At 73.8% G+C, this 24101-nt stretch carries 26 protein-coding genes; 22 read left to right on the top strand and 4 right to left on the bottom strand.

The window, feature by feature from the left end; all coding sequences use genetic code 11:
- Positions 1-34: 34 nt before the first annotated feature.
- From ACIGQF_RS36760 to ACIGQF_RS36705, 12 genes are all read left to right on the top strand, one after another.
- Positions 35-298, top strand: a complete 264-nt coding sequence (locus ACIGQF_RS36760; protein ID WP_361567928.1) for an acyl carrier protein — start codon at positions 35-37, stop codon at positions 296-298.
- Between the two features lie 96 nt (positions 299-394).
- On the top strand, positions 395-1180 hold the full coding sequence (fabG, locus tag ACIGQF_RS36755) for a 3-oxoacyl-ACP reductase FabG (protein WP_399719877.1): 786 nt from the start codon (positions 395-397) through the stop codon (positions 1178-1180).
- A 31-nt stretch (positions 1181-1211) separates the two neighbouring features.
- Positions 1212-2147: an aromatase/cyclase gene (locus ACIGQF_RS36750; RefSeq protein WP_399719875.1), complete on the top strand. Its 936-nt coding sequence runs from the start codon at positions 1212-1214 to the stop codon at positions 2145-2147.
- A 1-nt stretch (position 2148) separates the two neighbouring features.
- Positions 2149-4455, top strand: a complete 2307-nt coding sequence (locus ACIGQF_RS36745) for an SDR family oxidoreductase (protein WP_399719872.1) — start codon at positions 2149-2151, stop codon at positions 4453-4455.
- 108 nt (positions 4456-4563) lie between these two features.
- Positions 4564-6045, top strand: a complete 1482-nt coding sequence (locus ACIGQF_RS36740) for an MFS transporter (protein ID WP_399719869.1) — start codon at positions 4564-4566, stop codon at positions 6043-6045.
- Positions 6042-6497 carry an acyl carrier protein gene (locus ACIGQF_RS36735; protein ID WP_399719867.1) on the top strand — a complete coding sequence of 152 codons (456 nt, stop codon included), beginning with the start codon at positions 6042-6044 and terminating at the stop codon, positions 6495-6497. Before ACIGQF_RS36740 ends, ACIGQF_RS36735 begins: the two co-directional genes overlap by 4 nt.
- Positions 6494-7240 carry a 4'-phosphopantetheinyl transferase family protein gene (locus ACIGQF_RS36730; protein ID WP_399719864.1) on the top strand — a complete coding sequence of 249 codons (747 nt, stop codon included), beginning with the start codon at positions 6494-6496 and terminating at the stop codon, positions 7238-7240. The genes ACIGQF_RS36735 and ACIGQF_RS36730 overlap by 4 nt, the downstream gene beginning before the upstream one ends.
- Before the next feature lie 127 nt (positions 7241-7367).
- Positions 7368-8873, top strand: coding sequence for an acyl-CoA carboxylase subunit beta (locus ACIGQF_RS36725; RefSeq protein ID WP_399719904.1), 1506 nt, complete (start codon positions 7368-7370; stop codon positions 8871-8873).
- A 10-nt stretch (positions 8874-8883) separates the two neighbouring features.
- Positions 8884-9090 carry an acyl-CoA carboxylase subunit epsilon gene (locus tag ACIGQF_RS36720; RefSeq protein WP_399719863.1) on the top strand — a complete coding sequence of 69 codons (207 nt, stop codon included), beginning with the start codon at positions 8884-8886 and terminating at the stop codon, positions 9088-9090.
- 28 nt (positions 9091-9118) lie between these two features.
- Positions 9119-9250 carry a hypothetical protein gene (locus ACIGQF_RS36715; protein WP_399719860.1) on the top strand — a complete coding sequence of 44 codons (132 nt, stop codon included), beginning with the start codon at positions 9119-9121 and terminating at the stop codon, positions 9248-9250.
- A 127-nt stretch (positions 9251-9377) separates the two neighbouring features.
- Positions 9378-10289, top strand: a complete 912-nt coding sequence (locus ACIGQF_RS36710) for an alpha/beta hydrolase (RefSeq protein ID WP_399719858.1) — start codon at positions 9378-9380, stop codon at positions 10287-10289.
- Positions 10286-11578 carry an MFS transporter gene (locus ACIGQF_RS36705; protein ID WP_399719855.1) on the top strand — a complete coding sequence of 431 codons (1293 nt, stop codon included), beginning with the start codon at positions 10286-10288 and terminating at the stop codon, positions 11576-11578. The genes ACIGQF_RS36710 and ACIGQF_RS36705 overlap by 4 nt, the downstream gene beginning before the upstream one ends.
- 169 nt (positions 11579-11747) lie before the next feature.
- On the opposite strand, the gene ACIGQF_RS36700 is transcribed toward ACIGQF_RS36705, so the two are convergent.
- Together ACIGQF_RS36700 and ACIGQF_RS36695 are read right to left on the bottom strand one after the other, a co-directional pair.
- Positions 11748-12536: a response regulator transcription factor gene (locus tag ACIGQF_RS36700; protein ID WP_399719852.1), complete on the bottom strand. Its 789-nt coding sequence runs from the start codon at positions 12534-12536 to the stop codon at positions 11748-11750.
- A 203-nt stretch (positions 12537-12739) separates the two neighbouring features.
- The gene (locus ACIGQF_RS36695; RefSeq protein WP_399719849.1) at positions 12740-13408 is read right to left on the bottom strand and encodes a TetR/AcrR family transcriptional regulator; all 669 of its coding nucleotides are present in this window, start codon (positions 13406-13408) and stop codon (positions 12740-12742) included.
- A gap of 174 nt (positions 13409-13582) precedes the next feature.
- On the opposite strand from ACIGQF_RS36695, the gene ACIGQF_RS36690 reads away from it, so the two are divergent.
- The 9 genes from ACIGQF_RS36690 to ACIGQF_RS36650 all read left to right on the top strand — a co-directional run bounded on the left by ACIGQF_RS36690 (position 13583) and on the right by ACIGQF_RS36650 (position 22012).
- A complete protein-coding gene (locus ACIGQF_RS36690; RefSeq protein WP_399719846.1) occupies positions 13583-13909 on the top strand; it encodes a VOC family protein in 327 nt (108 codons plus the stop codon).
- 63 nt (positions 13910-13972) lie between these two features.
- Positions 13973-14662, top strand: a complete 690-nt coding sequence (locus ACIGQF_RS36685) for a YitT family protein (RefSeq protein ID WP_399719844.1) — start codon at positions 13973-13975, stop codon at positions 14660-14662.
- Complete coding sequence (locus ACIGQF_RS36680) at positions 14659-15894, top strand: MFS transporter (protein ID WP_399719841.1); 1236 nt, start codon at positions 14659-14661, stop codon at positions 15892-15894. Before ACIGQF_RS36685 ends, ACIGQF_RS36680 begins: the two co-directional genes overlap by 4 nt.
- A 39-nt stretch (positions 15895-15933) precedes the next feature.
- Complete coding sequence (locus ACIGQF_RS36675; RefSeq protein ID WP_399719839.1) at positions 15934-16539, top strand: DsbA family protein; 606 nt, start codon at positions 15934-15936, stop codon at positions 16537-16539.
- 179 nt (positions 16540-16718) lie between these two features.
- Positions 16719-17303 carry an NADPH-dependent FMN reductase gene (locus tag ACIGQF_RS36670; protein WP_399719837.1) on the top strand — a complete coding sequence of 195 codons (585 nt, stop codon included), beginning with the start codon at positions 16719-16721 and terminating at the stop codon, positions 17301-17303.
- 98 nt (positions 17304-17401) lie between these two features.
- Positions 17402-18328, top strand: coding sequence for an LLM class flavin-dependent oxidoreductase (locus tag ACIGQF_RS36665; protein WP_399719835.1), 927 nt, complete (start codon positions 17402-17404; stop codon positions 18326-18328).
- Between the two features lie 243 nt (positions 18329-18571).
- Positions 18572-19657: an isopenicillin N synthase family dioxygenase gene (locus tag ACIGQF_RS36660; protein ID WP_399719833.1), complete on the top strand. Its 1086-nt coding sequence runs from the start codon at positions 18572-18574 to the stop codon at positions 19655-19657.
- Positions 19657-21027, top strand: coding sequence for a nucleobase:cation symporter-2 family protein (locus ACIGQF_RS36655; protein WP_399719830.1), 1371 nt, complete (start codon positions 19657-19659; stop codon positions 21025-21027). The genes ACIGQF_RS36660 and ACIGQF_RS36655 overlap by 1 nt, the downstream gene beginning before the upstream one ends.
- 100 nt (positions 21028-21127) lie before the next feature.
- Positions 21128-22012: a Bax inhibitor-1/YccA family protein gene (locus ACIGQF_RS36650; protein WP_399719825.1), complete on the top strand. Its 885-nt coding sequence runs from the start codon at positions 21128-21130 to the stop codon at positions 22010-22012.
- A gap of 128 nt (positions 22013-22140) precedes the next feature.
- Here ACIGQF_RS36650 and ACIGQF_RS36645 read toward each other — a convergent pair whose 3' ends face one another.
- Entirely contained in the window at positions 22141-22371 is a 231-nt protein-coding gene (locus tag ACIGQF_RS36645; RefSeq protein ID WP_030617501.1) for a DUF4287 domain-containing protein, read from the bottom strand.
- A gap of 98 nt (positions 22372-22469) precedes the next feature.
- Between ACIGQF_RS36645 and ACIGQF_RS36640 the strand changes: the two genes are divergently transcribed.
- Entirely contained in the window at positions 22470-22790 is a 321-nt protein-coding gene (locus ACIGQF_RS36640) for a hypothetical protein (RefSeq protein WP_399719821.1), read from the top strand.
- Positions 22791-22861: 71 nt separating this feature from the next.
- On the opposite strand, the gene ACIGQF_RS36635 is transcribed toward ACIGQF_RS36640, so the two are convergent.
- Entirely contained in the window at positions 22862-23752 is an 891-nt protein-coding gene (locus ACIGQF_RS36635) for a hypothetical protein (protein ID WP_361567989.1), read from the bottom strand.
- Between the last annotated feature and the right edge of the window lie 349 nt (positions 23753-24101).

Below are 24101 nucleotides of genomic sequence, written 5' to 3'. Positions count from 1 at the left end.
GACACACCCGAACTCCGAACTTGAAGGAACGCACATGTCTGCTGTCTTCACCCTGGACGACCTCAAGCGCATCCTCCTGGAGGGCGCCGGCGCCGACGAGGGCGTCGACCTCAACGGCGACATCCTCGACACCGAGTTCGAGGAACTGGGCTACGAGTCGCTGGCCCTGCTGGAGACCGGCGGCCGCATCGAGCGCGAGTACGGCATCACGCTGGACGACTCCGCGCTGACCGACGCCACCACCCCGCGCGCGCTCGTCGAGGTGGTCAACGCCCACCTGGCCCTCGCCGCCGCCTGACCCCGTTCCGGGGCGGCCGCGCCCGCCGCGGCCGCCCCGGGCGGTTTCTCTCCCTCCCTCCCGGCACCGGCCGGACCCGACCCAAGGAGCCTCTCCATGTCCCGCACCTCCGGGCGTCTCGCCCTCATCACCGGTGGCACCAGCGGCATCGGCCTGGCCGCAGCCCGCCTGCTGGGCGAGCAGGGCCACACCGTCTTCCTCGGTGCCCGCAACGCCGAGAACGTGGCGCGGACCGTCAAGCAGCTGCGCGAGGACGGCATCGAGGCCGACGGCGCCGAGCTGGACGTCCGCGACGACGAGAGCGTGCACGCCTTCGTGCAGACCGCCGTCGACCGCCACGGCAGCGTCGACGTCCTGGTCAACAACGCCGGCCGCAGCGGCGGCGGCGTCACCGCCGACATCGCCACCGAGCTGTGGCACGACGTCATCGACACCAACCTCAACAGCGTCTTCCGCATGACCCGCGAGGTGCTCAACACCGGTCGCATGCGTCACAAGAGCCGCGGCCGCATCATCAACATCGCCTCCACGGCCGGCAAGCAGGGCGTCGTCCTCGGCGCCCCGTACTCGGCCTCCAAGCACGGCGTCGTCGGCTTTACCAAGGCCCTCGGCAACGAGCTGGCCCCGACCGGCATCACCGTCAACGCCGTCTGCCCCGGCTACGTCGAGACCCCGATGGCCCAGCGCGTCCGCCAGGGCTACGCCGAGGCCTACAACGCCACCGAGGACGCCATCCTCGAGAAGTTCCAGTCCAAGATCCCGCTCGGCCGCTACTCCACCCCGGAGGAGGTCGCGGGCCTGGTCGGTTACCTCGCCTCCGACACCGCCGCCTCCATCACCTCGCAGGCGCTCAACGTCTGCGGCGGCCTCGGCAACTTCTGATCCCCCTTCTCACTTCCCCAAGGAGTTCACCATGACGGTCCGTGAGGTCGAGCACGAGATCACCGTGCAGGCCCCCGCCGCCGAGGTCTACCGCCTGCTCGCCGAGGTGGAGAACTGGCCCCGCATCTTCCCGCCGACCCTCTACGTCGACCACGTCGAGCAGGGCGGCAACGAGGAGCGCATCCGGATCTGGGCCACCGCCAACGGCACGGCCAAGAACTGGACGTCCCGCCGCACCCTGGACCCCGAGGCCCTGCGGATCACCTTCCGCCAGGAGGTCTCCGCGCCGCCGGTCGCCGCCATGGGCGGCGCCTGGATCATCGAGCCGCTGGGCGAGGGCGAGTCCAGGATCCGGCTGCTGCACGACTACCGCGCGATCGACGACGACCCGTCCTCCCTGCAGTGGATCGACGAGGCCGTCGACCGCAACTCGCGGTCCGAGCTGGCCGCGCTGAAGGAGAACGTCGAACTCGCCCACGCCTCGGCGGAGCTGACCTTCTCCTTCGAGGACACGGTCCGCATCGCGGGCTCCGCCAAGGACGCCTACGACTTCATCAACGAGGCCCAGCACTGGGAGGAGCGGCTCCCGCACGTCGCCTCGGTACGCCTGGAGGAGGACGTCCCGGGGCTGCAGAGCCTGGAGATGGACACCCGTGCCAAGGACGGCTCCACGCACACGACCAAGTCCTACCGGGTCTGCTTCCCGCAGCAGAAGATCGCGTACAAGCAGGTCACGCTGCCGGCGCTGATGACCCTGCACACCGGCCGGTGGACGTTCGAGGAGACCGACGAGGGCGTGGCCGCGACGTCGCAGCACACGGTCGTCCTGAACACCGCCAACATCACCAGGATTCTCGGCGCCGACGCCGGCGTCGCGGAGGCCAAGGAGTACGTGCGCACCGCGCTCAGCACCAACAGCCGGGCCACGCTGGGCTACGCCAAGGACTACGCCGAGGCGCGTCGCTGACATGGCCGCACTGGACACCCAGGTCATCGTCGTCGGTGCGGGGCCCGTGGGGCTGATGCTCGCCGGAGAACTGCGGCTGGGCGGTGCCGAGGTCGTCGTGCTGGAACAGCGCACGGCCCCCACCACCGAGTCGCGGGCCTCCACCCTGCACGCCCGCACCATGGAGATCCTCGACTCCCGCGGCCTGCTGGCGGAGCTGGGCACCCCGCCCCGCGAACCGCGCGGCCACTTCGGCGGCATCCCGCTGGACCTGACCCTCGACAGCAGCCACCCCGGCCAGTGGAAGGTCCCGCAGCACCGCACCGAGGAACTGCTGGGGGAGTGGGTCCGGTCGCTCGGCACCGACGTACGCCGCGGCCACGAGGTGCGCGGTCTGTCGGTCCTCGACGACCGGGTCGAGGTCGAGGCGGTGACCGGGGACGGCCGGACCGTCACCCTCTCGGCGCTGTGCGTCGTCGGCTGCGACGGCGAGGACAGCATCGTGCGCCGCCTGGCCGGCTCCGACTTCCCCGGCCGGGACGCGGGCCGCGAGCTGCTGCGCGCGGACGTGGCGGGCCTGGACATCCCCGACCGTCGCTTCGAGCGGCTGGAGAAGGGGCTGGCCATCGCCGCCCGGCGGAACGACGGCGTCACCCGCGTCATGGTGCACGAGTTCGGCCGCCCGGCCGGCGAGCGCACCGGCGACCCGGACTTCGCCGAGGTCGCCACGGTGTGGCGGCGGGTGACGGGCGAGGACATCAGCGGCGGCACCCCGCTCTGGGTCAACGCCTTCGGCGACGCCGACCGGCAGGCCACGGCCTACCGCGACGGGCGCGTCCTGCTGGCCGGCGACGCCGCGCACCAGCAGATGCCCATCGGCGGCCAGGCACTGAACCTGGGTCTCCAGGACGCGGTCAACCTCGGCTGGAAACTGGCCATCCAGGTCCGCAGGCTCGGCAGCGAGGGCCTGCTGGACAGCTACCACGACGAACGGCACGCGGTCGGCGCCCGCGTACGGTCCAACATCCAGGCGCAGGCCATGCTGCTGCTGGGCGGCCCCGAGGTGGAGGCGCTGCGCTCCGTCGTCGCCGAACTGATCGCCAAGGAGCCGGTACGCGCCCACCTGGCGGGGATGATCTCCGGCCTGGACATCCGGTACGACGTCGGCCCCGGCAGCCACCCGCTGCTGGGTGCCCGGCTCCCGCACACCCCGCTGGTCCGCGCCGACGGCAGCGCGACCACCGCGGCGGCCCTGCTGCGCACCGGCCGCGGCCTGCTGCTGGACCTGTCCGGCGAGGAGGACGCCGAAGCACCGCTGCGGCAGGCGGCGGCCGGCCGTACCGACCGGCTCACCGTGCTGTCCGCCCGGCTCGACGGCGAAGCGGACGGCCACCCGCTGGCCGGGGCCGGCACCGTCCTGGTCCGGCCCGACGGCCACGTCGCATGGACCGGGCGGACGGCCGACGGCCTGGACGACGCACTGCACCGCTGGTTCGGCCTGACCCGGCCGGGCGAGGCACCACTGACGAACACGGCCGCGCCGGCGGCCGCACAGGGAGGGAACACCATGGGCAGGCTCAACGGAAAGACGGCACTGGTCACCGGCTCCAGCCGCGGCATGGGGCGGGCCACCGCCCGGCGGCTGGCGCACGAGGGCGCGCTGGTCGCCGTGCACTACACGAGCAACGAGGAGGCGGCCGCCGAGACCGTCGCCCTCATCGAGAAGGACGGCGGCCGGGCGTTCACGGTCCGCGCCGAGCTGGGTGTGCCCGGCGATGTGCACGAGCTGTTCCTCGGCCTGGAAGCGGGCCTGAAGGAGCGCTCCGGCGGGACCGACCTGGACATCCTCGTCAACAACGCCGGTGAGATGGGCGGCGTCTCCGTGGACGACACGACGCCCGAGAAGTTCGACCGGCTGGTGGCCGTCAACGCCAAGGCGCCGTTCTTCCTCATCAAGCGCGCGCTGAAGAACATGCCGGACGGCGGCCGGATCATCAACATCTCCTCCGGGCTGACCCATTTCGCCAACCCCGAGGAGATCGCCTACGCGATGACCAAGGGCGCGGTCGAGCAGCTCGCGCTGCACTTCGCCAAGCTCCTGGGGCCGCGCAACATCACGGTCAACAGCGTCGCGCCGGGCATCACCCGCAACGGCAACCCGGTGTTCGACATCCCCGAGGCGGTGGAGCAGATGGCACAGCTCTCCGCGTTCAACCGGGTCGGCGAGCCCGAGGACGTCGCCGACGTCGTCACCTTCCTCGCCACCGACGACGCCCGCTGGGTCACCGGCGCCTTCCTCGACGCCAGCGGCGGCACCCTGCTGGGTTGAACCGGCCGGGCCGGCGCGGCCGCACGCGCCGGCAGCGGGGTCCGGACACCCGGACGTCCGGACCCCGCGCCCCCAGGACCAGCCCCCTCTCGCCTCGGGAAGACCACCATGACGCCAACGACTCCTTCCGTGCCCCGCTCCGGGCCGGCCGCCGCCGGTTCCCGGCGGCGGGGCCTGCTGACCGTCCTCGCCGGCAACATGCTCATCGACGCCCTGGAGGTGTCCGCACTGGTCGTGGCGGCGCCCGCCATCGGCGCCGACCTGCACCTGCCGCCCGCCGGAACGCAGTGGACCATGAGCGGCTTCGCCCTGGGCTTCGCCGGTCTGCTGCTGCTCGGGCCGCGGCTGGCCGCCCGCTGGGGCCGGCGGCGCCTGTACCTGGGCGCGCTGGCCGTCTTCGCCGTCGCGTCCCTCGTCGCGGGCGCCGCCACCGACCCGGTACTGCTGGTGGCCACCCGCTTCGTCAAGGGCGGCTGTGCCGCGCTGACGGCACCGATGGGGCTCGCCATCATCATGTCCGTCTTCCCCGCGGGGCCCGTGCGGCGGCGCGCGATCTCCGTCTACACGCTCTTCGGCGCCAGCGGCTTCACCGCGGGCCTGGTCCTCTCCGGCGTGCTGACCGGCTGGGACTGGCGCCTCACGCTGGCCTCCCCCGCTCCGGTTGTGGCCGTGCTGTTCCTGGCCGGGCTGCGGCTCATCCCCGCGCAGCAGCCCGTGGCACCGGACGAGCGGCAGCCGCTGCCCCTGGGACGCGTCCTGCTGCTGACCGGCGGTACGGCGGCCCTGGCCGGCGCGTTCGCCTGGGCGCCCGGCGGCGGCTGGACCGGCCCGCGCACGACGGGGCTGCTGCTGACGGCCGCGGTCCTGCTGGTCCTGCTGGTGGTGAGCGAACGCCGGTCGGCGGCCCCGCTGCTGCCCCGGTCCGTCCGCGGCGGCACCGCGCTGGGCCGGTCGGCCCTGGGTGCCGCCTGCCTCAACGGGTCCTACCTCGGCATGCTGTTCCTCGCCACGCTCCGGCTGCAGGACCAGCTCGGCTTCGGCCCGCTGGGCGCCGCGCTGGCCTTCCTTCCCGCGAGCGTGCCGCTGGCCTTGACGGCACTGCATTCCGGGGCGATGGTCGAGCGCTTCGGGGCCCGGCGGCTGATCGCCCTCGGCTCGCTGTCCGCGTTCGCCGGACACCTCCTGCTGCTGCGCGAGGACACCTCGTACGTCACCGGGCTGCTGCCCAGCCTGCTGCTGGTGGGCGCCGGCTTCGTGCTGGCCTTCACCGCGCTGAACACCCAGGCCGTCTCGGAGGCGGCCGACGCCGGCAAGGCGATCGCGGGAGCGGCGTACCAGACAGCCGTCCAGGCCGGTGCCGTCCTCATGCCCGCGCTGGCCGCCGCGCTGCTGACGACCGGCTCGGGGACACCGGACCAGCGGCCCGCGCATCTGCTCGTCGCCGCCGTCGGCCTGCTCGGCGTGGTCACGGCACTGGCGGGCCTCCGCCGCCGTACCGCCGGGCCCGGGGCCGGTGCCGCCGCGGCACCGGAGCCCGCACGCACCGCCGTACCTGCCCCCGTCCACGCCGCACAGAAGGAAGTCAGATGACCGTCCAAGACACCCCGGCTGCCTGGGACGTCGGTACGTGGGACAGCGAGACCTGGGACGTCGACGCGTGGGACGTCGACGGCTGGGAGTTCGACGACGAGGCCGGCGACGACCTCCTCGGACCGGAGGTCGCGGTGCCCGGCCGGTCCGTGATGGTGACGCTGCCCCTGGCGGAGCGCACCCGGATCATTGACGCCTACGTGCGCCGGGAGCTCGCCCGCGTCCTGGGCGTGGCGCCCCGCGACATCGGCGTGGACGGCCGCACGATGAACAGCCTCGGCATCGGCTCCGTCGCCGGGCTCCACCTCCAGAACCGCATCGAACGCGCCTTGGAGGTGGAGGTGAACCTCCAGATGCTGCTCCTGGCCAACAGCGCCCGGGAGCTCATCGACTGCCTCACCGGACAGCTCGGCCCCGCCGGCCACGGCCACCGCACCGGGCAGTCCGCATGAACGGTTTCCTCGACGCCTGGCTGCTCCGCCTGCCCCGCCCCGAACAGCTCGGACCGCTGCTCGACGGCTCCGAACTGGACGAGCGCGAGCAGGCCCGCGGCCGCTCCTTCACCCGGCCCCACGACGGGGTGCTGTACGTCTCCGCGCACATCGCCCTGCGCCGGGTCCTCGGCCACTACCTCGGACTCGCCCCGGACCGGGTGCCGTTCGTCCGCGAGCCGTGTCCGGGCTGCGGCGGCCCGCACGGGCGGCCCGCCGTCGCCCACCCCGACCCGCCGCTGCACTTCTCGCTCTCGCACAGCAGCGGCATGGTCCTCGTCGCCGTCGCCTCCGAGACCGTCGGCGCCGACGTGGAGCGCCGGCCACGCCCCGGCACCGTCGAGGTGTGCACCCGCTCGCTCCACCCGGCGGAACGCGCCGAGATCGAGGACGTACCACCGCCCGGCCACTGCGCCGCCTTCGGCCGCATCTGGACGCGCAAGGAGGCGTACCTGAAGGCACTGGGCACCGGGCTCAGCAGGTCGCCGGCCGCCGACTACCTCGGCGCGGACGCCGCCCGGCGGCCGCCGGGCTGGTCCCTCCTGGACATCGACTGCGGCCCGCACCACGACGGGGCCGTCGCCTACCGGGGCGCGGCCGACGCGCCCCGGGCCGTGCACCGGCTGCCGGCCGCCGTCCTGCTGCCCGGCGGCGCGTCCGTGCCGGCCGGCACCGGCGCCCCGGCCCCGCTGCCCGCCGGCTGACCGGCTCGGCGGCGACCGGACGTAACCCACCGACCCGCAAGAGGAGATCTCCGTGACCGTCACCGATGTCACCCCGACCGTGCTGCCGCCCGAGGCCCACCTGGCGGAGCTGGAAACACTCAAGGAGATGGCCCGCCAGGGACCTGATCCGGCCGCCACCGAGCGCCAGCACGCCCGCGGCAAGCTCACCGCGCACGAACGCATCGAACTGCTCCTGGACGACGGCTCGTTCACCGAGGTGGAGCCGCTCCGCCGGCACCGTGCGACCGGCTTCGGCCTGGAGGACAAGCGGCCCTACACCGACGGTGTGATCACCGGCTGGGGCACCGTGCACGGCCGTACCGTCTTCGTGTACGCGCACGACTTCCGGATCTTCGGCGGCGCGCTCGGCGAGGCGCACGCGCAGAAGATCCACAAGATCATGGACATGGCCCTGCAGGCGGGCGCCCCGCTGGTGTCGCTGAACGACGGCGCCGGCGCCCGCATCCAGGAAGGCGTCTCCGCGCTCGCCGGCTACGGCGGCATCTTCCAGCGCAACACCAAGGCCTCCGGCGTCATCCCGCAGATCTCGGTGATGCTCGGCCCGTGCGCGGGCGGCGCCGCCTACAGCCCGGCGCTGACCGACTTCGTCTTCATGGTCCGCGACACCTCGCAGATGTTCATCACCGGGCCCGACGTGGTCCGCGCGGTGACCGGCGAGGAGATCACCCAGAACGGGCTGGGCGGCGCCGATGTGCACGCCGAGACCTCCGGCGTGGCCCACTTCGCGTACGACGACGAGCGGACCTGCCTCGAAGAGGTGCGCTACCTGCTCTCGCTGCTGCCGTCCAACAACCGCGAACTGCCGCCCTCCGCACCGGCCACCGACCCCGTCGACCGGTCGTGCGAGGAGCTGCTGGACGTGGTGCCGGCCGAGCCGGGCCGCACGTACGACATCCGCCGGGTGATCGAGGAGATCGCCGACGACGGCGAATTCTTCGAGGTGCAGCCGGGCTGGGCGGGCAACGTGGTGTGCGCCCTGACCCGCTTCGACGGCGAGGTGGCCGGCATCGTCGCCAACCAGCCCGCCCACTTCGCCGGCGTCCTGGACATCGAGGCCAGCGAAAAGGCCGCGCGTTTCGTGCAGTTCTGCGACGCCTTCAACATCCCCCTCGTCACGCTCGTGGACGTCCCCGGCTTCCTGCCCGGCGTCGACCAGGAGCACAACGGCATCATCCGGCGCGGCGCCAAGCTCCTCTACGCCTACTGCAACGCCACCGTCCCGCGGATCTCCCTGGTGCTCCGCAAGGCGTACGGCGGCGCGTACATCGTCATGGACTCCCGCTCGATCGGCACCGACCTCGCGCTGGCCTGGCCGAGCAACGAGATCGCCGTCATGGGCGCGGAGGGCGCGGCCAACGTCATCTTCCGCCGGGAGATCGCCGCCGCCGAGGACCCGGACGCCACCCGCGCCCAGAAGATCCGCGAGTACCGCGAGGAGCTGATGCACCCGTACTACGCCGCCGAGCGCGGTCTGGTGGACGACGTCATCGACCCGCGCAGCACGCGGCAGGTCATCGCCCGGTCGCTGGCGATGCTCCGCAGCAAGCACGCCGGCCTGCCCGCCCGCAAGCACGGCAACCCGCCCCAGTGAGGAGAACGCAGTGGACGCAGCACGCGACGTGATCCGGGTGGAGAAGGGCTCGCCCTCCCCCGAGGAGCTGGCGGCCGTCACCGCCGTCCTGCTCAGGGTCATGGCCGCCGCCCCCGAAGACCCCGCGCCGGTCCGGCCCGTCACCGCGGGCTGGCGCCGCCTGGAGCGCGTGGAGCGCGGCTCCGGGCCGCGCAGCTGGCAGGAACTGGCCGCCTGACGCCGCGCCGTACGAGGAGGAAGACACCGTGACCGTGACACAGGAAGCCCCCGGCCCCGTCGAGGACACCGGTCCGCAACGGTCGGGGTGGCAGCTGCCGCCCCTGGAGGCCGAGGACGACTTCGACGCCGAACCGCACATCATCCGCGGTACGGACTGACCGGCCGCACCCCGGGCGGGCGCCGTTCTCCCGGCGCCCGCCCGCGCACGTCCGCCTCCGCACCGCCCCGGCCCGCCCTCCGCGTTCCGTGCCGCCACCGGGCACCCACCCGACTTGGAGCCCCGCCATGCCCCAGCTCTCGCCGTCCGCGGCACCACCCGCCACCCCGCAGGACGATCCGGTCCGGCCCGTCGAGGTCGAGGCGGGCCCGTTCCGCCTGTCCGGGCTGCTCGCCCTGCCGTCCGGCGGCCCGCCGCGCGCCGTGCTCGTCGCGCTGCACGGCGGCGGCATGCGGGCCGGCTACTTCCACGGCCGGGCCGACCCCGCCACCTCGATGCTCTCCCTCGCCGCCTCCTGCGGCTACGCGGCACTCGCCCTGGACCGGCCCGGGTACGGTGCTTCGGCGGCCGCGCTGCCCGACGGCCTGCCCCTCGCCGAGCAGGCCGGGTACATCCGGGCGGCGCTGGCGAGCCACGCGCGTGAACACCCGGTGGGCGCCGGCTTCTTCCTGCTGGGGCACTCGATGGGCGGCAAGCTCGCCCTGATGACCGCGGCCCGGGACGGCGGCGACGGCGGGCCGCGGCTGCTCGGCGTCGACGTGTCCGGCATCAGCGACCGCTGGGCCGTCGGCACCGACCGGCTCGCCGACCCCGTCGGCCGCCGCGGCCACCGGCTGCACTGGGGCCCGCTGGCCCTGTATCCGCCGGGCACGTTCCGCATGGCCGAGCCGCTCGTGGGCCCGATACCCCGCAACGAGCTGCGGGACGTGCCCTGCTGGCCGCGTACCTATCCGTCGGTCGCCCGCGACGTCCGGGTGCCGGTGCGCTTCACCTTCGCCGAGCACGAGAAGTGGTGGCGCTCCGACCGGTGGACCGTGGACGCGATGACCGCCCGGCTGGCCTCGCCCCTCGTCCGCGTCGAGCGACTGGCCGACGCGGGCCACAACATCAGCCTGGGCCGGACGGCGCGCGGCTACCACCTGGGTGTCCTGGCGTTCCTGGAGGAGTGCGTGGCGCGTGCCGGGGCGGGCGCCCGATGACCGGCGGCGGCGTGCTCCGCGGCATGACCGCGTCGCTGCGGGTGCGCAACTTCCGGCTGTTCACGCTGGGGCAGCTGGCCTCGGTGACCGGTACGTGGATGATGTTCACGGCGCAGGACTGGCTCGTGCTGCGGCTCACCGGGGACTCGGCCGCTGCGCTCAGCGCCGTCACCGCCGCCCAGTTCGCCCCCGTCCTGCTGCTGACGCTCCTGGGTGGGCGGCTGGCGGACCGCTACGACAAGCGCCGCCTGCTGCTGGCGGCCAACCTCGCCGCCGCCCTGCTGGCCGGGCTGCTGGCGGCCGTCGCGCTCGCCGGCGGGCTGCGGCTGTGGCACATCATCGGCTGCGCGGCGGCCCTGGGCGTGGTCAACGCGGTGGAGATCCCGGCCCGGATGTCCTTCGTCAGCGAGATGGTCGGCGGTGAACTGCTGCCCAACGCCTCGGCGTTGAGCGCCGCGTACTTCAACACCGCGCGGGTGCTGGGGCCTGCCGCGGCCGGCGGGCTCATCAGCGTCTGGGGCTCCCCGGCCGTGCTGGTGCTGAACACGGCCAGCTACCTGGGCACGGTGGCCGCGCTGGCCCTGATGCGCCCGCACGAGCTGCACCGGGGCACCGCGCGCGCGGCCCGCGGCGGTGTCGTGGCGGGGCTGCGGTACGTCGCCGCGCGGCGCGACCTGCTGCTGCCGCTCGCCCTGGTCGCCCTGCTGGCGCTGGCCGGCTTCAACTTCCAGGTCACGCTGCCGCTGCTGGCCAGGACGGTCTTCGACACGGGAGCCGGCACCTTCGGACTGCTGACCGCGGCCATGGCGGCCGGCTCCCTGCTGGCGGCGCTGGTCACCACCATGCGCCGCGGCCGGCCGGGGCAGCGGCTCGTGCTGGCCTCGGCCGTGGCCTTCGGCGTCACGGAGATCTGCTCCGGGCTCGCGCCCACGTTCCCCGTCGCACTGCTGTCGCTGGCCCTGACCGGCTTCGCGATGATGGTCTTCTCGCAGGCGGCCAACCACCGCGTACAGCTGGGGACCGAGGCCGCCTACCGGGGGCGCGTCATGGCGCTCTACACCGTCATCTATCAGGGCACCACCCCGATCGGCGCCCTGCTCACGGGCTGGCTGGCCGGCGCCGCCGGCGCCCGCAGCGGCCTGTGGGTGGCGGGCGCGGTCTGCCTGGCCGGGGCGCTGGCCGCCTGCGCCGTCGCAGCCCCGCGCGGCCGGCGGGCCGGTATCCGGTCCGTCCCGTCCGGCGCGGCCCGCCCGGCGGAGGACGAGCCGGCGTCCGCTTCGCACGGATAGCCGGCGGCTTCCCGGCCGGGCCCGCCCCGTGGCCGGGAGGCCGTACCGCGTGGCCGCCGCCGTACCGTGACCGTCAGGGGCGCACGCGCAGCGGTCGTGCGCGGCCGGACGACGGCCGTGGCGCGCGGGCGGGGGCAGCGGCGCGGGACGAGGCCGGTACCGGTGGGGCTCATGCGGGGGACCTCATTTCGCCGGAGAGGGCGTTCCGGGGCTGGCCGAGCCGGAAACCGACACCGCGCACGGTGACGATCCAGTCGCCGGAGCCGAGCTTGCGGCGCAGTCCGTTGACGTGGGTGTCCAGCGTCCGGCTCCGCGGGGTGTCGGTGTCCTGCCACACCTGCTGGAGGATCTGCCGTCGGGTGACGACGGCGCCGGGCCGGGAGGCCAGCAGGAGCAGCAGGTCGAACTCCTTGCGGGTGAGCGGGACGGGCCGCCCGTGCAGGTGCACGGTGCGGGTGGTCTGCTCGACGACGAGGGGCCCCAGTTGCAGGACCGCGCCGGCCGTGGCCGCGGGGCGGGCCCGGCGCATCACCGCGCCCATGCGGGCCAGCAGTTCACGGAACCCGTAGGGCTTGACCAGGTAGTCGTCGGCACCGGCCTGGAGCCCGAGCACCCGGTCGACCTCGCTGTCGCGGGCGGTGACGGCGAGCAGCGGGGTGTCGCACACGGCGGCGATGGACCGGCAGATCTCCAGCCCGTCCACGTCGGGCAGTTCGAGGTCGATCAGGATCACGTCGGCGTGGTGGTGCTCCCGCAGCGCGGCGGCGCCGGTCGCGGCGGTCCTGACCCGGTGGCCGTGGCGCTCCAGGCTCCGGGTGAGGGTCTGGGCGGTGCGGGCGTCGTTCTCGACGACGAGCACCCGCCACGGCCCGGCCGGCTGTGCGGTGAGTGGTGGCGGGCCGGGGCGTACCGGTGACGGCAGCGCCGGATGGGGGAGTGCTCTGACCGTCTGTGACACGGGCTCCTCCTGAGTTCGCGGGCGGACGCGGGCTGCGAGGAGGGTGCGGACGCGGCCGCGGCGCTGCGGTTCCGCCCGTGCGTACGACGGAGTACGGGCATGACCCCCGTCGATGCGCCCCTCGGGCGCTGCCCAGAGCACAGTGGCACGACGCGGGCCGCGCGGGCCGGTTGATAGCACCTAGGTTGAGCCCGCCCGGCGGTTCAGGAGGCGGGGCCGTGCAGGGCGAGGAAGGCCGCGACGCCGGACTCGACCAGGGCCGTCGTCTCGTCCTCGGCCAGCGGCAGCGCCCCGTGGAAGGAGCGCTCGTACACCTCCGAGGTGACCAGCTGGGTGAACTGGAGGGCCAGCGTCTCCGGGGCGACACGGTCGCGCAGCACGCCGGCCTTCACCAGCCCGCCGAGCCGTTCGGCCAGCCGGGCGCGCACCCGGCCCGGGCCCGTGCCGCGCCAGCTCTCCAGGACGTGGGGCGGCAGGTACGGCGCCTCGGCGAAGATCACGCGGACCAGCGCGAAGTGGCTCTCGAAGTCGGTCTGCGGGACGGCCAGCGCGTGGCCCAGGGCGGTCAGCGCGGCGGCGAGGTCCGCCCCCGGGTCGCCGAGGTGGCGGTCGATCAGCTCTTCCTGGTGCTCGGCGACGGCCTGCGAGCTCTGCTGCACCACGGCGCGGAAGAGGTGCTCCTTGTCCTGGTGGTGGTTGTAGATCGTGCGCTTGGAGACGCCCGCCTCGGCGGCGATGGCGTCGACGCTGGCCCGGCTGTAGCCCTCCCTCCCGAAGACGGTGCGGGCCGCGCAGTCGATGGCGGCGCGCTTTCCGGGGCGGCCGGTGGGGGCGTTTTCGGGGGTCGTACGGGGGGCGGCGGCAGGCGTCATGGCAGGCCGGACTCCTCAAATTGCACTGGACGGTTTACAAGGTGAACTGCACGGTGTAGTTTACTTCGTGTCGGAGCCGCCGGGAACCCCCGCGGAACCCCGCTTCCCGTCCCACCTCCTCTCTTTCCGCCGGCACTCCCCGGCCGGCCCGGGACCTTCCGAAAGGACACCACAATGTTCGGCAAGCTCACGGTCACCAAGCTCTTCTGCGACGACCTGGACGCCATGGTCGCCTTCTACCGCGACCGGCTGGGCCTGAAGGTCCTGCAGGAGTACCCGGGCACCACCTTCGTCTTCGACACCGGGCACGGCGGCGAGCTGATCGTCACCAACACCAAGGGCGACCAGCCGATCAGCATCGCGTTCACCGAGGTCGACATCCCCGCCGCCCACGAAGCCCTGTCCGACCTGGGCGTCACCGACATCGCCCCGCACAAGACCGGTCAGCGCTTCGAGATCACCGACCCGCAGGGCAACAACCTCATCTTCGTCAACGCCTGAGCGCCCGCCGCCCGTTGCCGCGGGCGGCAGCCGGATCCCCACACCTCGCCCCGGGAGACCGTCGTGTCCAGCACTTCCGCCCCCTCTCGCACCGAAGCCCCCGCCACCCTCCACAACCGGCTCCCGCGCCTCGCGCTCTACCTCGTCGGCTGTGTCGTCTTCGCCGCCGGAGCCACGCTCTTCATCCACGCAGGGATGGGGGTGGACCCGCTCGACGTCCTCTCCCTCGGGCTGCTGGAGCACCTGCCGGGAACGATCGGGCTGGCACAGGCCGCCATCGCCGCCGTCTGCATCCTGGTGTGGTCCGTGTGGAACCGCCGCCGTCCGGTCGTGATGCCCTTCGTGACCTTCCTGCTCTGCGGCTCGCTGATCGACCTGATGCGCCTGGCCGACCTGGGCTGGCTCGCCTCGGTGCCCGCGCTGGTCACCGCGGTCCTGCTGTGCGCCTACGGCTCCGCGCTGATCATCATGAGCGGTACCGGCATCCGCGCCATGGACCTGCTCGTCATCAGCTTCAACCAGCGTCTGAACGTGCCGTTCTGGCTCGCCAAGGTCGGCATCGAGGGCGTCCTGCTCACCCTCGGCTGGCTGCTCGGCGGCCCGGTCGGCATCGGCACCCTCGCCTTCCTCGTCTGCGTCGACGGCCTCATCCAGCCCCTCATGGCCTTCAACGGGCGCGTCCTGCGCCTGACCAACCACGGCCTGCCCACCCGCGCCACCGTGCGCCCCCTCGCGATCGGAGTGGCCCGATGACCGCCGCCACCAGCTCGCCCCGCACGGGCGTGTTCCCCCTCCTGCTCTTCGCCTCCACCCTGACCGTCATGGCCGGCTCGGTACTCTCCCCGGTCATCGAGGTCCTCCGCGGCGACCTGGGCGTGAGCGGCACCGCCGCCGGGCTCGTCGTCACCGTCCACAGCCTCGGGATAGCCCTGGTCAGCCCGTTCGCCGGGCGGCTCCTGGACCGCTTCGGCACCCGCGTGCCGCTCGCGGCCGGCCTGCTGGTCTACGGCGTGGCCGGCGGCGCCGGGGCACTCCTCGACAGCTACCCGGCGCTGATCGTCAGCCGCCTGATCTTCGGCGCCGGCGCCTCCTTCGTCTTCGCCGGCACCACCGTCGCCCTGCTCTCGCTCTACCAGGGCCGCGCCAAGGACCGCGCCATGGGCTGGCGGTCCACCGCCACCAGCCTCGGCGGAGTCGTGTGGCCGCTGGCCGCCGGCGCCGTGGGCGGCGTCTCCTGGCACCTGCCCTTCGCGATCTACCTCATCGCCGTCCCGCTCGGCCTCGCCACCGTCGCGATCCTCCCCAAGCACACCGCGCCCGCCGGCGGCCGGGCCGGCCGGCCCATGGGCGCCCTGGCCCTGCTGCGCCGCCACCGGATCCTCCTCGCCTGGTACGGCCTGCAGTTCCTCTCCTCCCTGCTGCTGTACGCGCTGATGGTCTTCCTGCCCCAGCAACTGGCCGAGGCGGGCGTCAAGAGCCCGATGCTGGTCTCCCTCTACACCGTGGCCATGTCCGCCGTGATGAGCCTGATCGGCCTGGGCTACGCCCCGCTGCGCGAACGGTTCGGCGAGCGCACCCTGCTGCACACCGCCGTCGCCCTGTGGGTCGTGACCTTCCTTCTCCTGGCCGTGACCAGCCAGCCGGTGCTGCTCTTCCTCGTTCCGGTCCTCTTCGGCCTGGGACAGGGCGTGTTCTTCCCGGTGGTGACCGTGCTGATCGGCGAGGGCGTCCCCGAGGCCGTCCGCGGCCAGGCCACCTCGCTGTCGGGAACCGCCACCTTCGCCGGGCAGTTCGTCTCGCCGCTGCTGGTCGGCCCGCTGCTGGCCGCCATCGGTTTCGAAGCCGGCTTCATCCTGGTAGCCGGGGTGCCGGCGCTCGCCCTGGCCGCCCTCCTGCTCGCCCGCACCGCCCGCCGCGGTGCCCACACCGACCCGTCCGACACCGCCGAGACCCGGCCCGCGCCGCAGACCGCCACCGTGCGCTGACCCGCGGCCCGCTCCCGAACCACCGCCCCGGAGGCTCCGATGAAGATCACCCTGGTCCTGGACGTCATCTGCGCCCACTCCTACCTCGCCTACCACCACCTGCAGCAGGCGCTGCGGAGCCGCCGCGCGGCCGGCGGCAGCGCCGAGGTGACCTTCCTCCCCTTCCAGCTCGACCCCGCGGCGCCGCACACGCCGGAGCCGCTCAAGACCGTCCTGCAGCGCAAGTTCGGCCCCGCGGCGCTGGATTCCGCGGCCGCCATGGCGAAGAAGGCGGCGGGCGAGGGGCTCGTACTGGACTACGACCGCGCGGTGAACGCCAACACCCGCCCCGCGCACCTCCTCCTCACCCACGCCGAGCGGCACGGCCGCGGCGAGGAGGTGGCCGAGCGCCTCTTCCGCGCCCACTTCACCGACGGCCTGAACATCGCCGACACCGCGACGCTCGGCCGGCTGGCCGCCGAAGCGGGCCTGCACAGCGCCCCCGACGCCGACGACGAGGCCGAGCTGACGCGCCGCCTGGAGCGGACCCGCGCCCTCGCCGTACGTGCCGTACCGGTCTTCCTCGCCGACGGGACCACCCCCCTCGTGGGCGACCAGAGTCCGGCCGCCTTCGAGCGGCTGCTGGCCGGTGCGCGCACCGCGTAACCGGCGGGAACGTCAAGTGACTTGCCAAAGCCGCTGATGGTGAGGGCGCGAGCCGCCCGCGCGTGACATCCCGCCAGTAGCGTGGCCGGCAGACAGCGGCAGCACCGGGCCCCGCCCTGTGCACACCGGCCCCGCCCCCACCTTCCGCATTCCGCACCCACTCTGAACATGGAGAACCCATGAGTACTGCACCCCTGAAGCTCGCCGTCGTGATCGGGAGCGTGCGCGAGAACCGCCTGGGCGCCAAGGTCGGCGACTGGTTCGTCGGGCAGGCCACCCAGCACCCCGACGTCGAGGTCGACGTCATCGACGTGATCGAGCACCCGCTGCCGCTGGCCATCCCCGGCTTCGGCCAGGAACTGGACTCCGCCACGCAGGAGATCAAGGACGGCATCACCCCGCGCATCGACGCGGCCGACGCCTTCGTCGTGATCACCCCGGAGTACAACCACTCCTTCCCGGCCTCGCTGAAGAACGTCATCGACTGGCACCTGAGCGAGTGGGCCGCCAAGCCCGTCGGGCTCGTCTCGTACGGCGGCATGGGCGGCGGCCTGCGTGCGGCCGAGCACCTGCGCCAGGTGTTCGCCGAGGTCCACGCCACGACCATCCGCGAGATGATCAGCTTCCACAACCCCTGGGGCGCCTTCGAGGACGGTGCGGCGCCCGAGGGCGCCGAGGTGGCCGCCAAGAAGCTGCTGGACCAGCTGACCTGGTGGGGCCGCGCGCTGCGCACCGCCCGCGCCGAGTCCCCCTACCAGGCCTGACGCCTGACCATCCGCCCGTACCGAACCCCGCAGCCCGGTCCCTGCCCCGCTGTGCCGACCGCGCAGCGGGGCACGGCGGGCCGCCGCTTGGAGGCCCCGTGAACATCCCCCGGATCGGCATCACCCTCCCCTCGATCGGCGCGCCCGGCGATGTCCTGCCCGACGTCGCGCAGGCCGCTCGCCGGGCCGAGGAGGCCGGGCTGGACGGCCTCTGGGCGGGCGACCACCTCACGCTCGGCGAGGCGCCCGCGCTGGACTCCGGCCTCGTCCTGGCCGCCGCTGCCGCCGCCACCCGGACCATCGGCATCGGCTGGTCCGTCTACCTCCCCTCGCTGCGCACCGTCTCCTGGGCGGCCCGCCAGGTCGGCACCCTCCAGTACCTCGCCGGGAACCGCCGCCTCGACCTGGGCATCGGCGTGGGCGGCGGCGGCACGGAATGGCACGCGGCCGGCACCACCGACGCCGACCGGGGCCGCCGCACGGACGCTTTCCTGCGCCTCCTCCCGCAGCTCCTGGCCGGCCGCCCGACACCGCTCCCCGACGTGCCCGGCACCCCGGAGTGCACGCTCGCCCCCGCCGTCCCCGTCCCGCCGGTGTGGATCGGCGGCTTCGCCGACGCCGCGCTGCGCCGCACGGCGCGGTACGGCACCGGCTGGCTCGGCGCCCTGCGGACCCCGGACGCGTTCCGCGCCACGGGGGACCGGCTCCGGGAGCTGGCCGCCGAGGAGAAGCGCCCCGCGCCCCGGCTGGCCACCATGATCCACGGCGCCCTCGCCCCGCGCGGCGCCACCGACGGCCTGCGCGACCGCTACGCCGCCTCGCTCGTCGCCTCCTACGGACTGGACCACGAGACCGCCCGCGGCCTGGCCGTCACCGGCGACCCCGAGCAGGTCGCCGAGCAGCTCACCGAGTTCGTCCGGGCCGGCGCCGAGCAGCTGGTCTTCACCACCCCCGTGCCGGACTGGCACCGCTGCGCCGACCTGCTCGCCGAGGCGCGGCAGCTCGTGCTGCGCGAACTCTCCTGAGCCACTCTCCCGCAGGCGCCCCCCGTCGCCTGCCGTGTCCCGCCGCCGGCGCTCCGGCGCCCGGCGGGGCGCGCCCGGAAGGCAGGCCGGCGCCCCCGTCCGGCCTGCCTTCCGCCGTGTCCGCCCCCTGCCGCGCCCCCGCGCGCCCCGCCGCTTCCCGTCATTGGAACGGCAATTGACGAGCCGTCAGCACGGGTGCACCATGCCGCAACAAACTGTTGAAGCTGCGGAAGGATGCACGCGATGGGCGAGGCACAGGGCACCGGCGGCGCACTCGACGTCCCCGTCATCGACCTGTCCGGCTGGCGGTACGGGACGGCCGAGGACCGGGCGGCGGTCGCGACGGCCGTGGACGAGGCCGCGCGCACCGTCGGATTCATGCAGATCACCGGGCACGGCATCCCCGAGAGCGCGGCGGCCGGGCTGGCGGCGGCGATGGACGACTTCTTCGGGCTGCCGCCGGCGGCGAAGCGGGCGCTGTGCGCGCCGCCCGAGATCAATCGCGGGTACACCCCGCCGAAGGCGGAGAAGCTCAGCCTGAGCCTCGGGGTGGCCTCGCCGGAGGACCTGTTCGAGGCGTTCAACGTGGGCGTCGACGCCGGGGCGCCGCTCGGCCCGTACGCCGGTGCCGCGCTGCCCGCCGAGCACTTCCCGGCGAACCTGTGGCCCGATCCGGCGGCGGTGCCCGGATTCCGGACGGCGGTCGAGGACTGGTTCACGCGGGCGGGAGCGCTCGCGCGCCGGCTCACCGAGGTGTTCGCGGTGGCACTCGGCCTGGAGGAGGACTACTTCGCGCCGTACACCCACCGCTCGGTCGACGTGCTGCGGATGAACAACTACGCGCTGCCGCCCGGCGAGACCGTGGTCGACAAGCGTCAGATGGGCATGGGCGCGCACACCGACTACGGCATCGTCACCGTCCTGTGGGCGGACCGCGTGCCCGGCCTGCAGATCCTGGCCACCGACGGCACCTGGCACGACGTCGTACCGGCCGAGGGCGCCGTCCTGGTCAACCTCGGCGACGCGCTGGCCCGCTGGACCGACGACCGGTGGCGCTCCACCCTGCACCGGGTGCTGCCGCCCACCGACGCCGACGGGCGCCTCGTACGGCGGCGGTCGGCCGCGTACTTCCACGACGGCAACCACGACGCCGTCATCAGCGCGCTGCCCGGCTGCGTCGCGCCGGGCGCCCGCCCGCTGTACGAGCCGGTCACCATCGGCGAGCACATCGCGGCCAAGCTCGCCGGGTCGCGGGCGCTGCGGCCCAACGAGGACGCCGCGCGGGAGGCCGCGCGGCTGCGGTCGGCGGCGGAGAGCGCGGGCGCCTGATGGCGGCCGCGCGCACCGCCGAGGCGGAGCGCCCGCGCCACCCCGTGGACGAGGTGCCGCCGCTCGGCCGGACGCTCGTCCTGGCCCTCCAGCACGTCCTGGTCATGTACACGGGCTCGCTGGCCGTACCGCTGCTGTTCGGGGCGGCGGCGCGCCTGCCGCAGGACACGATCGCCCTGCTCATCACGGCCGACCTGCTGATCGCCGGGGTGATCACGGTGGTGCAGAGCGTCGGCGCGGGGCGCCTCCTGGGCGTGCGGCTGCCCGTCGTCGCCGGGGCCGGCTTCGCCGCGATCACTCCGATGATCCTGATCTCGCAGCAGTACGGCATGCCCGCCGTCTACGGCTCGATGCTGGCGGGCGGGGTCTTCGGCCTGCTCGTGGCGGTGCCGTTCGCACGGCTGGTGCGGTTCTTCCCGCCGCTGGTCGGCGGCTGTGTGATCACTGTGATCGGGCTGTCCCTGATGGGCGTGGGGACGCAGCTGGTGGCGGGCGAGGACCCCGCGGCGCCCGGGTACGCCGCGCCCGAGCGGCTGCTGCTCGCCGCCGGGGTGGTCGTCGTGATCATCGCCCTGACCCGGCTCTCCCGGGGGTTCCTCGGGCAGATCGCGGTGCTGCTCGGGCTGGTGGCCGGCACCGCCGCCGCGGTGCCGCTGGGGCTCACCGACTTCTCCCGGGTCGGGGCGACGGCCTGGGCCGGGGTGCCCGAGCCGTTCCACTTCGGGCCGCCGGAGTTCCCGGTGGCCGGGGCGGCGGCCATGTGCGTCGTGATGCTGGTGATCTTCACGGAGTCCACCGCGAGCATGCTGGCGGTGGCCGAGATGACGGACCGGCCGCTGACCTCCGGGGACCTGGCCCGGGGGCTGGCCGCCGACGGCCTCTCCGGGGTGCTGGCCGGCGGCATGAACTCCTTCCCCGACACGCTCTTCGCCGAGAACCTCGGCCTGGTGGAGATGAGCCGGGTCCGCAGCCGGTGGATCACGGCCGCCGCCGGGGCGGTCCTGATCGTGCTGGGCTGCCTGCCCCGGCTCGGTGCGGTAGTGGCCGCGCTGCCGGGCCCGGTGGTGGGCGCCGCGGCCCTGGTGATGTTCGCCATGGTGGCGGCGGTGGGGCTGCGCATACTCCAGCGGGTGGACTTCCGGGACGGCCCCGACCTGCTGATCGTCGCCGTCTCGCTGGCCGCCGGGATGGTCCCGGTCACGGCGCCGCACATCTACGACGGGCTGCCCGCCGGGGTCCGGATCGTCTTCGGCTCCGCGATCACCTGCACCGCGCTCACCGCCTTCGTCCTCAACCTGCTCTTCCACCATGTGTCGCCCGCGGCCCGCCGGGCACACGCACCCGAGCCCGGTTGTGCACCACAGCGATGAGGGATTTCCGTGAAGATCCTGCTTGAGGAGTAGGGACGTGGCTTTGCCAAGCCATTACCCTTGAGGCCAAGGCCGCGCAGGGCGGCCATGGAGGAGTGAGATGAGGAGCAGCAACCCGGTCTTCTCGCGACGGGGGTTCAGCCGAAACGGCTACGCCGGCTTCAATGCGCCGCCGCAGGCCGGGGGCGCCGCCAACCCTTACGCGGGGAACAACCCCTACGCCGGACAGGCCCCCTACGCGGACGCGAACCCGTACGCGGGCGGTAACCCCTACGCCCAGGGTCAGCAGGACACGACCCAGGCCCCGCCGTACGTCCCGCAGACCCGCCCGATGACGATGGACGACGTCGTCGTCCGTACGGGCCTCACGCTCGGCACCGTCGTCGTCGGCGCCGCCGTGGCATGGATCATGGACCTCTCCATGGGCCTGGCCATCGGCGCCGCGCTGATCGCGATGGTGCTCGGCCTGGTCCAGTCGTTCAAGCGCAAGGCATCCCCGCCCCTGATCCTGGCGTACGCCGCTTTCGAGGGCCTCTTCCTCGGCGCGATCAGCAACGCGATCAACCAGTGGGTGGCGCCCGGCGCGCCCATGCAGGCGGTGCTCGGCACCATGGCGGTCTTCACCGTGATGCTGATCGCCTACAAGACCCGCATCGTGCGGGTCAACGCGCGGTTCACCCGCTTCGTGATCATCGCCGCCATGGGCTTCCTGCTGCTGCAGGTCGTCAACCTGCTCTTCATGGCGTTCGGCGGCGGCGAGGGCCTCGGCTTCCGCAGCGGCGGCCTCGGCATCGTCTTCGGCATCGCCGGCGTGCTGCTCGGCGCGCTCTTCCTCGCCCTGGACTTCAAGCAGGTCGAGGACGGCATCGCCTACGGCGCGCCGCGTGAGGAGTCCTGGCTCGCGGCCTTCGGCCTCACCATGACCCTGGTGTGGATCTACCTGGAGATGCTGCGCCTGGTCGCCATCCTCAACGGCGACGACTAGCGCCTGCCGGTCCGGGGCCGCGCGGTCCCGGACGCGGCAAAGGGCCCGTGGGAGGTATGCCTCCCGCGGGCCCTTCGGGTTTCCGGCGCGGCCCGGTCACGGGACCGGACCATGCACGGGAACGTCCGCTAGAACAACTTCCGGGCCGCGCGCCGCAGGTCGTACTCATGCACGATCGCCTTGGCGTGTCCGTAGGCGAGATTGTGCGCGCCCCGGAGCCAGCTGACCTTCTCCTCGAAGCGGAAGAGAGCGGGGCCTTCCTCGACCGTGCGAAGCCACTCGGAGACTTCGCGGCCGGTGCAGTGGGGGATACGGGAGAGCAGGTTCCGGTGGGTCTCTTCGGAGAAGACTTGGGACATCGGCGCCTCCGGACGCGTTCGATGCTGGTCCTTCAGCACACCGTGCCTGAGCGTTCCGGCGTTGGCAACCACCCGGGAGTGGCGCATAGGCTCACGCCGTGCTTGACGTGATGCCTTTGCTGTCCGCCGTGGACGCCCTCGCCGACCGGCTCAGGGCCCTCCCGCAGAGCGCCCTGACGCGGGGCGCCGCCGCCGAAGGACTGGCCCTCGCCAGGGAGTTCGTGCTGCGCGCGCAGCGCCTGGAGGAGCCGGGTGCCGAGCCGCGCGAGCTGCCGGACGCCGGGCCGTTCGCGGTCGGCGACCAAGTGGCGGTTTCCGGCCATGACTTGGCGTATGCGTTGCGGGACGCGGAAACGGCCCGTGCCGAGGACGTGGCACAGGCCGTGGAAGAGGTACGGCGGACCGCGGCGCGCTGCTGAGCGGTCCCGGACCGGGCGGGTACTGGGCCCGGTCCGCGGGGGGCACCGCCGGGGGCGGCGGGCGGGACGCCTCAGAGGGAGGCGATGACCCGGTCGGCGAGGACGTAGACGCTGTCGTCGCGGCCCTCGCCCCAGGCGAAGGTCAGCGCGTACGCGCCGGAGACGCCCGAGCCGCCGAGCAGCACGGTGGTGTGTCCCTCGCGGAGCGCCTCGGCGACCCGCTCGGCGGTCTCGCGGTGGCCGGGCGTCATGCAGACGGTCGTGCCGTCGGCGAAGACGTAGACGTCCAGCGTGCCCAGCGGGCCCGGGCGCACGTCGGCGAGCGGCGTACGGTCCTCGGCCAGCTCCTCCAGGCGCGCCACGGTGCGCTCGTGGTCACCGATGGCGGGGGAGGGCGAGAAGTCCGGGTGCGAGGGGTGGCGCCGGCGCGCGGCGGCCAGCTCGGCGGACTCCGTCTCCTCGACGGCCCCGTCGGTCGGCGCGTCCACCGGCTCCAGGTCGATCTCGTCCATGCCGAACAGCGGCTCGGAGCCCAGCACGTCCGGGTCCAGGCCCGCGAAGTCGGCCTGCCGCGGCAGGTAGAAGCGGTCGAAGCCGTCGCCGGGTGCGGTCTCCTCGCCCGGGGCGGCGGGGCCGGTCATGAGCGAGGGCGAGTCGGCGGCGTCGCGGGCCTCCTGGGCGGCCCAGAAGGCGCGGGCCTCGGCGAGCTCGCGCTCCCGCTCCTCGGCCAGCGCGTCGGCCACCGCGGCACGTATGTCCTCCAGCGGCGTCTCGGCGGCGGGTGCCGGGCGGGCGGCGGGAATGGCGGCGAGGGCGGCGGCGCCGTCCTCGCGGGCGGTGCGGAGTTCGGCCCGCAGTCCGGCGACCTCGCGGCGCAGGGTGCGAGCGGTGTGCAGGGAGGCCGCTCCCAGTGCCACGGCGATGGCCGCGGCCGGCAGCAGGAGGATGGTGATGGCGGTCACTGGCGTACTCCCGGTAGCAGAATGTCCCCCCGACTTCCTACCTCAGCCTGCCGTGGGTCGGCGACCGTTTGCAGTGCGCTATGTCCCCAAATGCTGGTGGCCTTGGGCCTCGTACGTTCGGGTGACCCTCGCTCGACCTGGGAAAACGCGACTCCCCCAGGGCATTCATCACAATCCTGGGGGAGTTAGCGCAACGATCTTGTCACCGGGTGACGGGAGTCACCAAGCGTCGCGGAGGGTGCCTGAGTTGACACGTACGGTCCGCAAACGGGCGGCCGTGACGACGGTGACGGGGCGCCCCGGCTCGCTGCGGCTCGGCTCAGCCGCTCGTGCTTGTGGTCGCGCTGAG

Source organism: Streptomyces sp. NPDC053560, from assembly GCF_044544605.1.
Taxonomy (GTDB): Bacteria; Actinomycetota; Actinomycetes; order Streptomycetales; family Streptomycetaceae; genus Streptomyces.
The sequence above is the reverse complement of the archived record's forward strand: the minus strand, read 5'-3'. Positions and strand labels throughout refer to the sequence as shown.

Coding starts and splice junctions, on each gene's coding strand:
- ACIGQF_RS36675 (WP_399719839.1), top strand. CDS start 15,934: ATGAAGATCACCCTGGTCCTGGACGTCATCTGCGCCCACTCCTACCTC.
- ACIGQF_RS36650 (WP_399719825.1), top strand. CDS start 21,128: ATGAGGAGCAGCAACCCGGTCTTCTCGCGACGGGGGTTCAGCCGAAAC.
- ACIGQF_RS36660 (WP_399719833.1), top strand. CDS start 18,572: ATGGGCGAGGCACAGGGCACCGGCGGCGCACTCGACGTCCCCGTCATC.
- ACIGQF_RS36730 (WP_399719864.1), top strand. CDS start 6,494: ATGAACGGTTTCCTCGACGCCTGGCTGCTCCGCCTGCCCCGCCCCGAA.
- ACIGQF_RS36750 (WP_399719875.1), top strand. CDS start 1,212: ATGACGGTCCGTGAGGTCGAGCACGAGATCACCGTGCAGGCCCCCGCC.
- ACIGQF_RS36735 (WP_399719867.1), top strand. CDS start 6,042: ATGACCGTCCAAGACACCCCGGCTGCCTGGGACGTCGGTACGTGGGAC.
- ACIGQF_RS36690 (WP_399719846.1), top strand. CDS start 13,583: ATGTTCGGCAAGCTCACGGTCACCAAGCTCTTCTGCGACGACCTGGAC.
- ACIGQF_RS36705 (WP_399719855.1), top strand. CDS start 10,286: ATGACCGGCGGCGGCGTGCTCCGCGGCATGACCGCGTCGCTGCGGGTG.
- ACIGQF_RS36680 (WP_399719841.1), top strand. CDS start 14,659: ATGACCGCCGCCACCAGCTCGCCCCGCACGGGCGTGTTCCCCCTCCTG.
- ACIGQF_RS36670 (WP_399719837.1), top strand. CDS start 16,719: ATGAGTACTGCACCCCTGAAGCTCGCCGTCGTGATCGGGAGCGTGCGC.
- ACIGQF_RS36760 (WP_361567928.1), top strand. CDS start 35: ATGTCTGCTGTCTTCACCCTGGACGACCTCAAGCGCATCCTCCTGGAG.
- ACIGQF_RS36745 (WP_399719872.1), top strand. CDS start 2,149: ATGGCCGCACTGGACACCCAGGTCATCGTCGTCGGTGCGGGGCCCGTG.
- ACIGQF_RS36695 (WP_399719849.1), bottom strand. CDS start 13,408: ATGACGCCTGCCGCCGCCCCCCGTACGACCCCCGAAAACGCCCCCACC.
- ACIGQF_RS36710 (WP_399719858.1), top strand. CDS start 9,378: ATGCCCCAGCTCTCGCCGTCCGCGGCACCACCCGCCACCCCGCAGGAC.
- ACIGQF_RS36645 (WP_030617501.1), bottom strand. CDS start 22,371: ATGTCCCAAGTCTTCTCCGAAGAGACCCACCGGAACCTGCTCTCCCGT.
- ACIGQF_RS36740 (WP_399719869.1), top strand. CDS start 4,564: ATGACGCCAACGACTCCTTCCGTGCCCCGCTCCGGGCCGGCCGCCGCC.
- ACIGQF_RS36655 (WP_399719830.1), top strand. CDS start 19,657: ATGGCGGCCGCGCGCACCGCCGAGGCGGAGCGCCCGCGCCACCCCGTG.
- fabG (WP_399719877.1), top strand. CDS start 395: ATGTCCCGCACCTCCGGGCGTCTCGCCCTCATCACCGGTGGCACCAGC.
- ACIGQF_RS36725 (WP_399719904.1), top strand. CDS start 7,368: ATGGCCCGCCAGGGACCTGATCCGGCCGCCACCGAGCGCCAGCACGCC.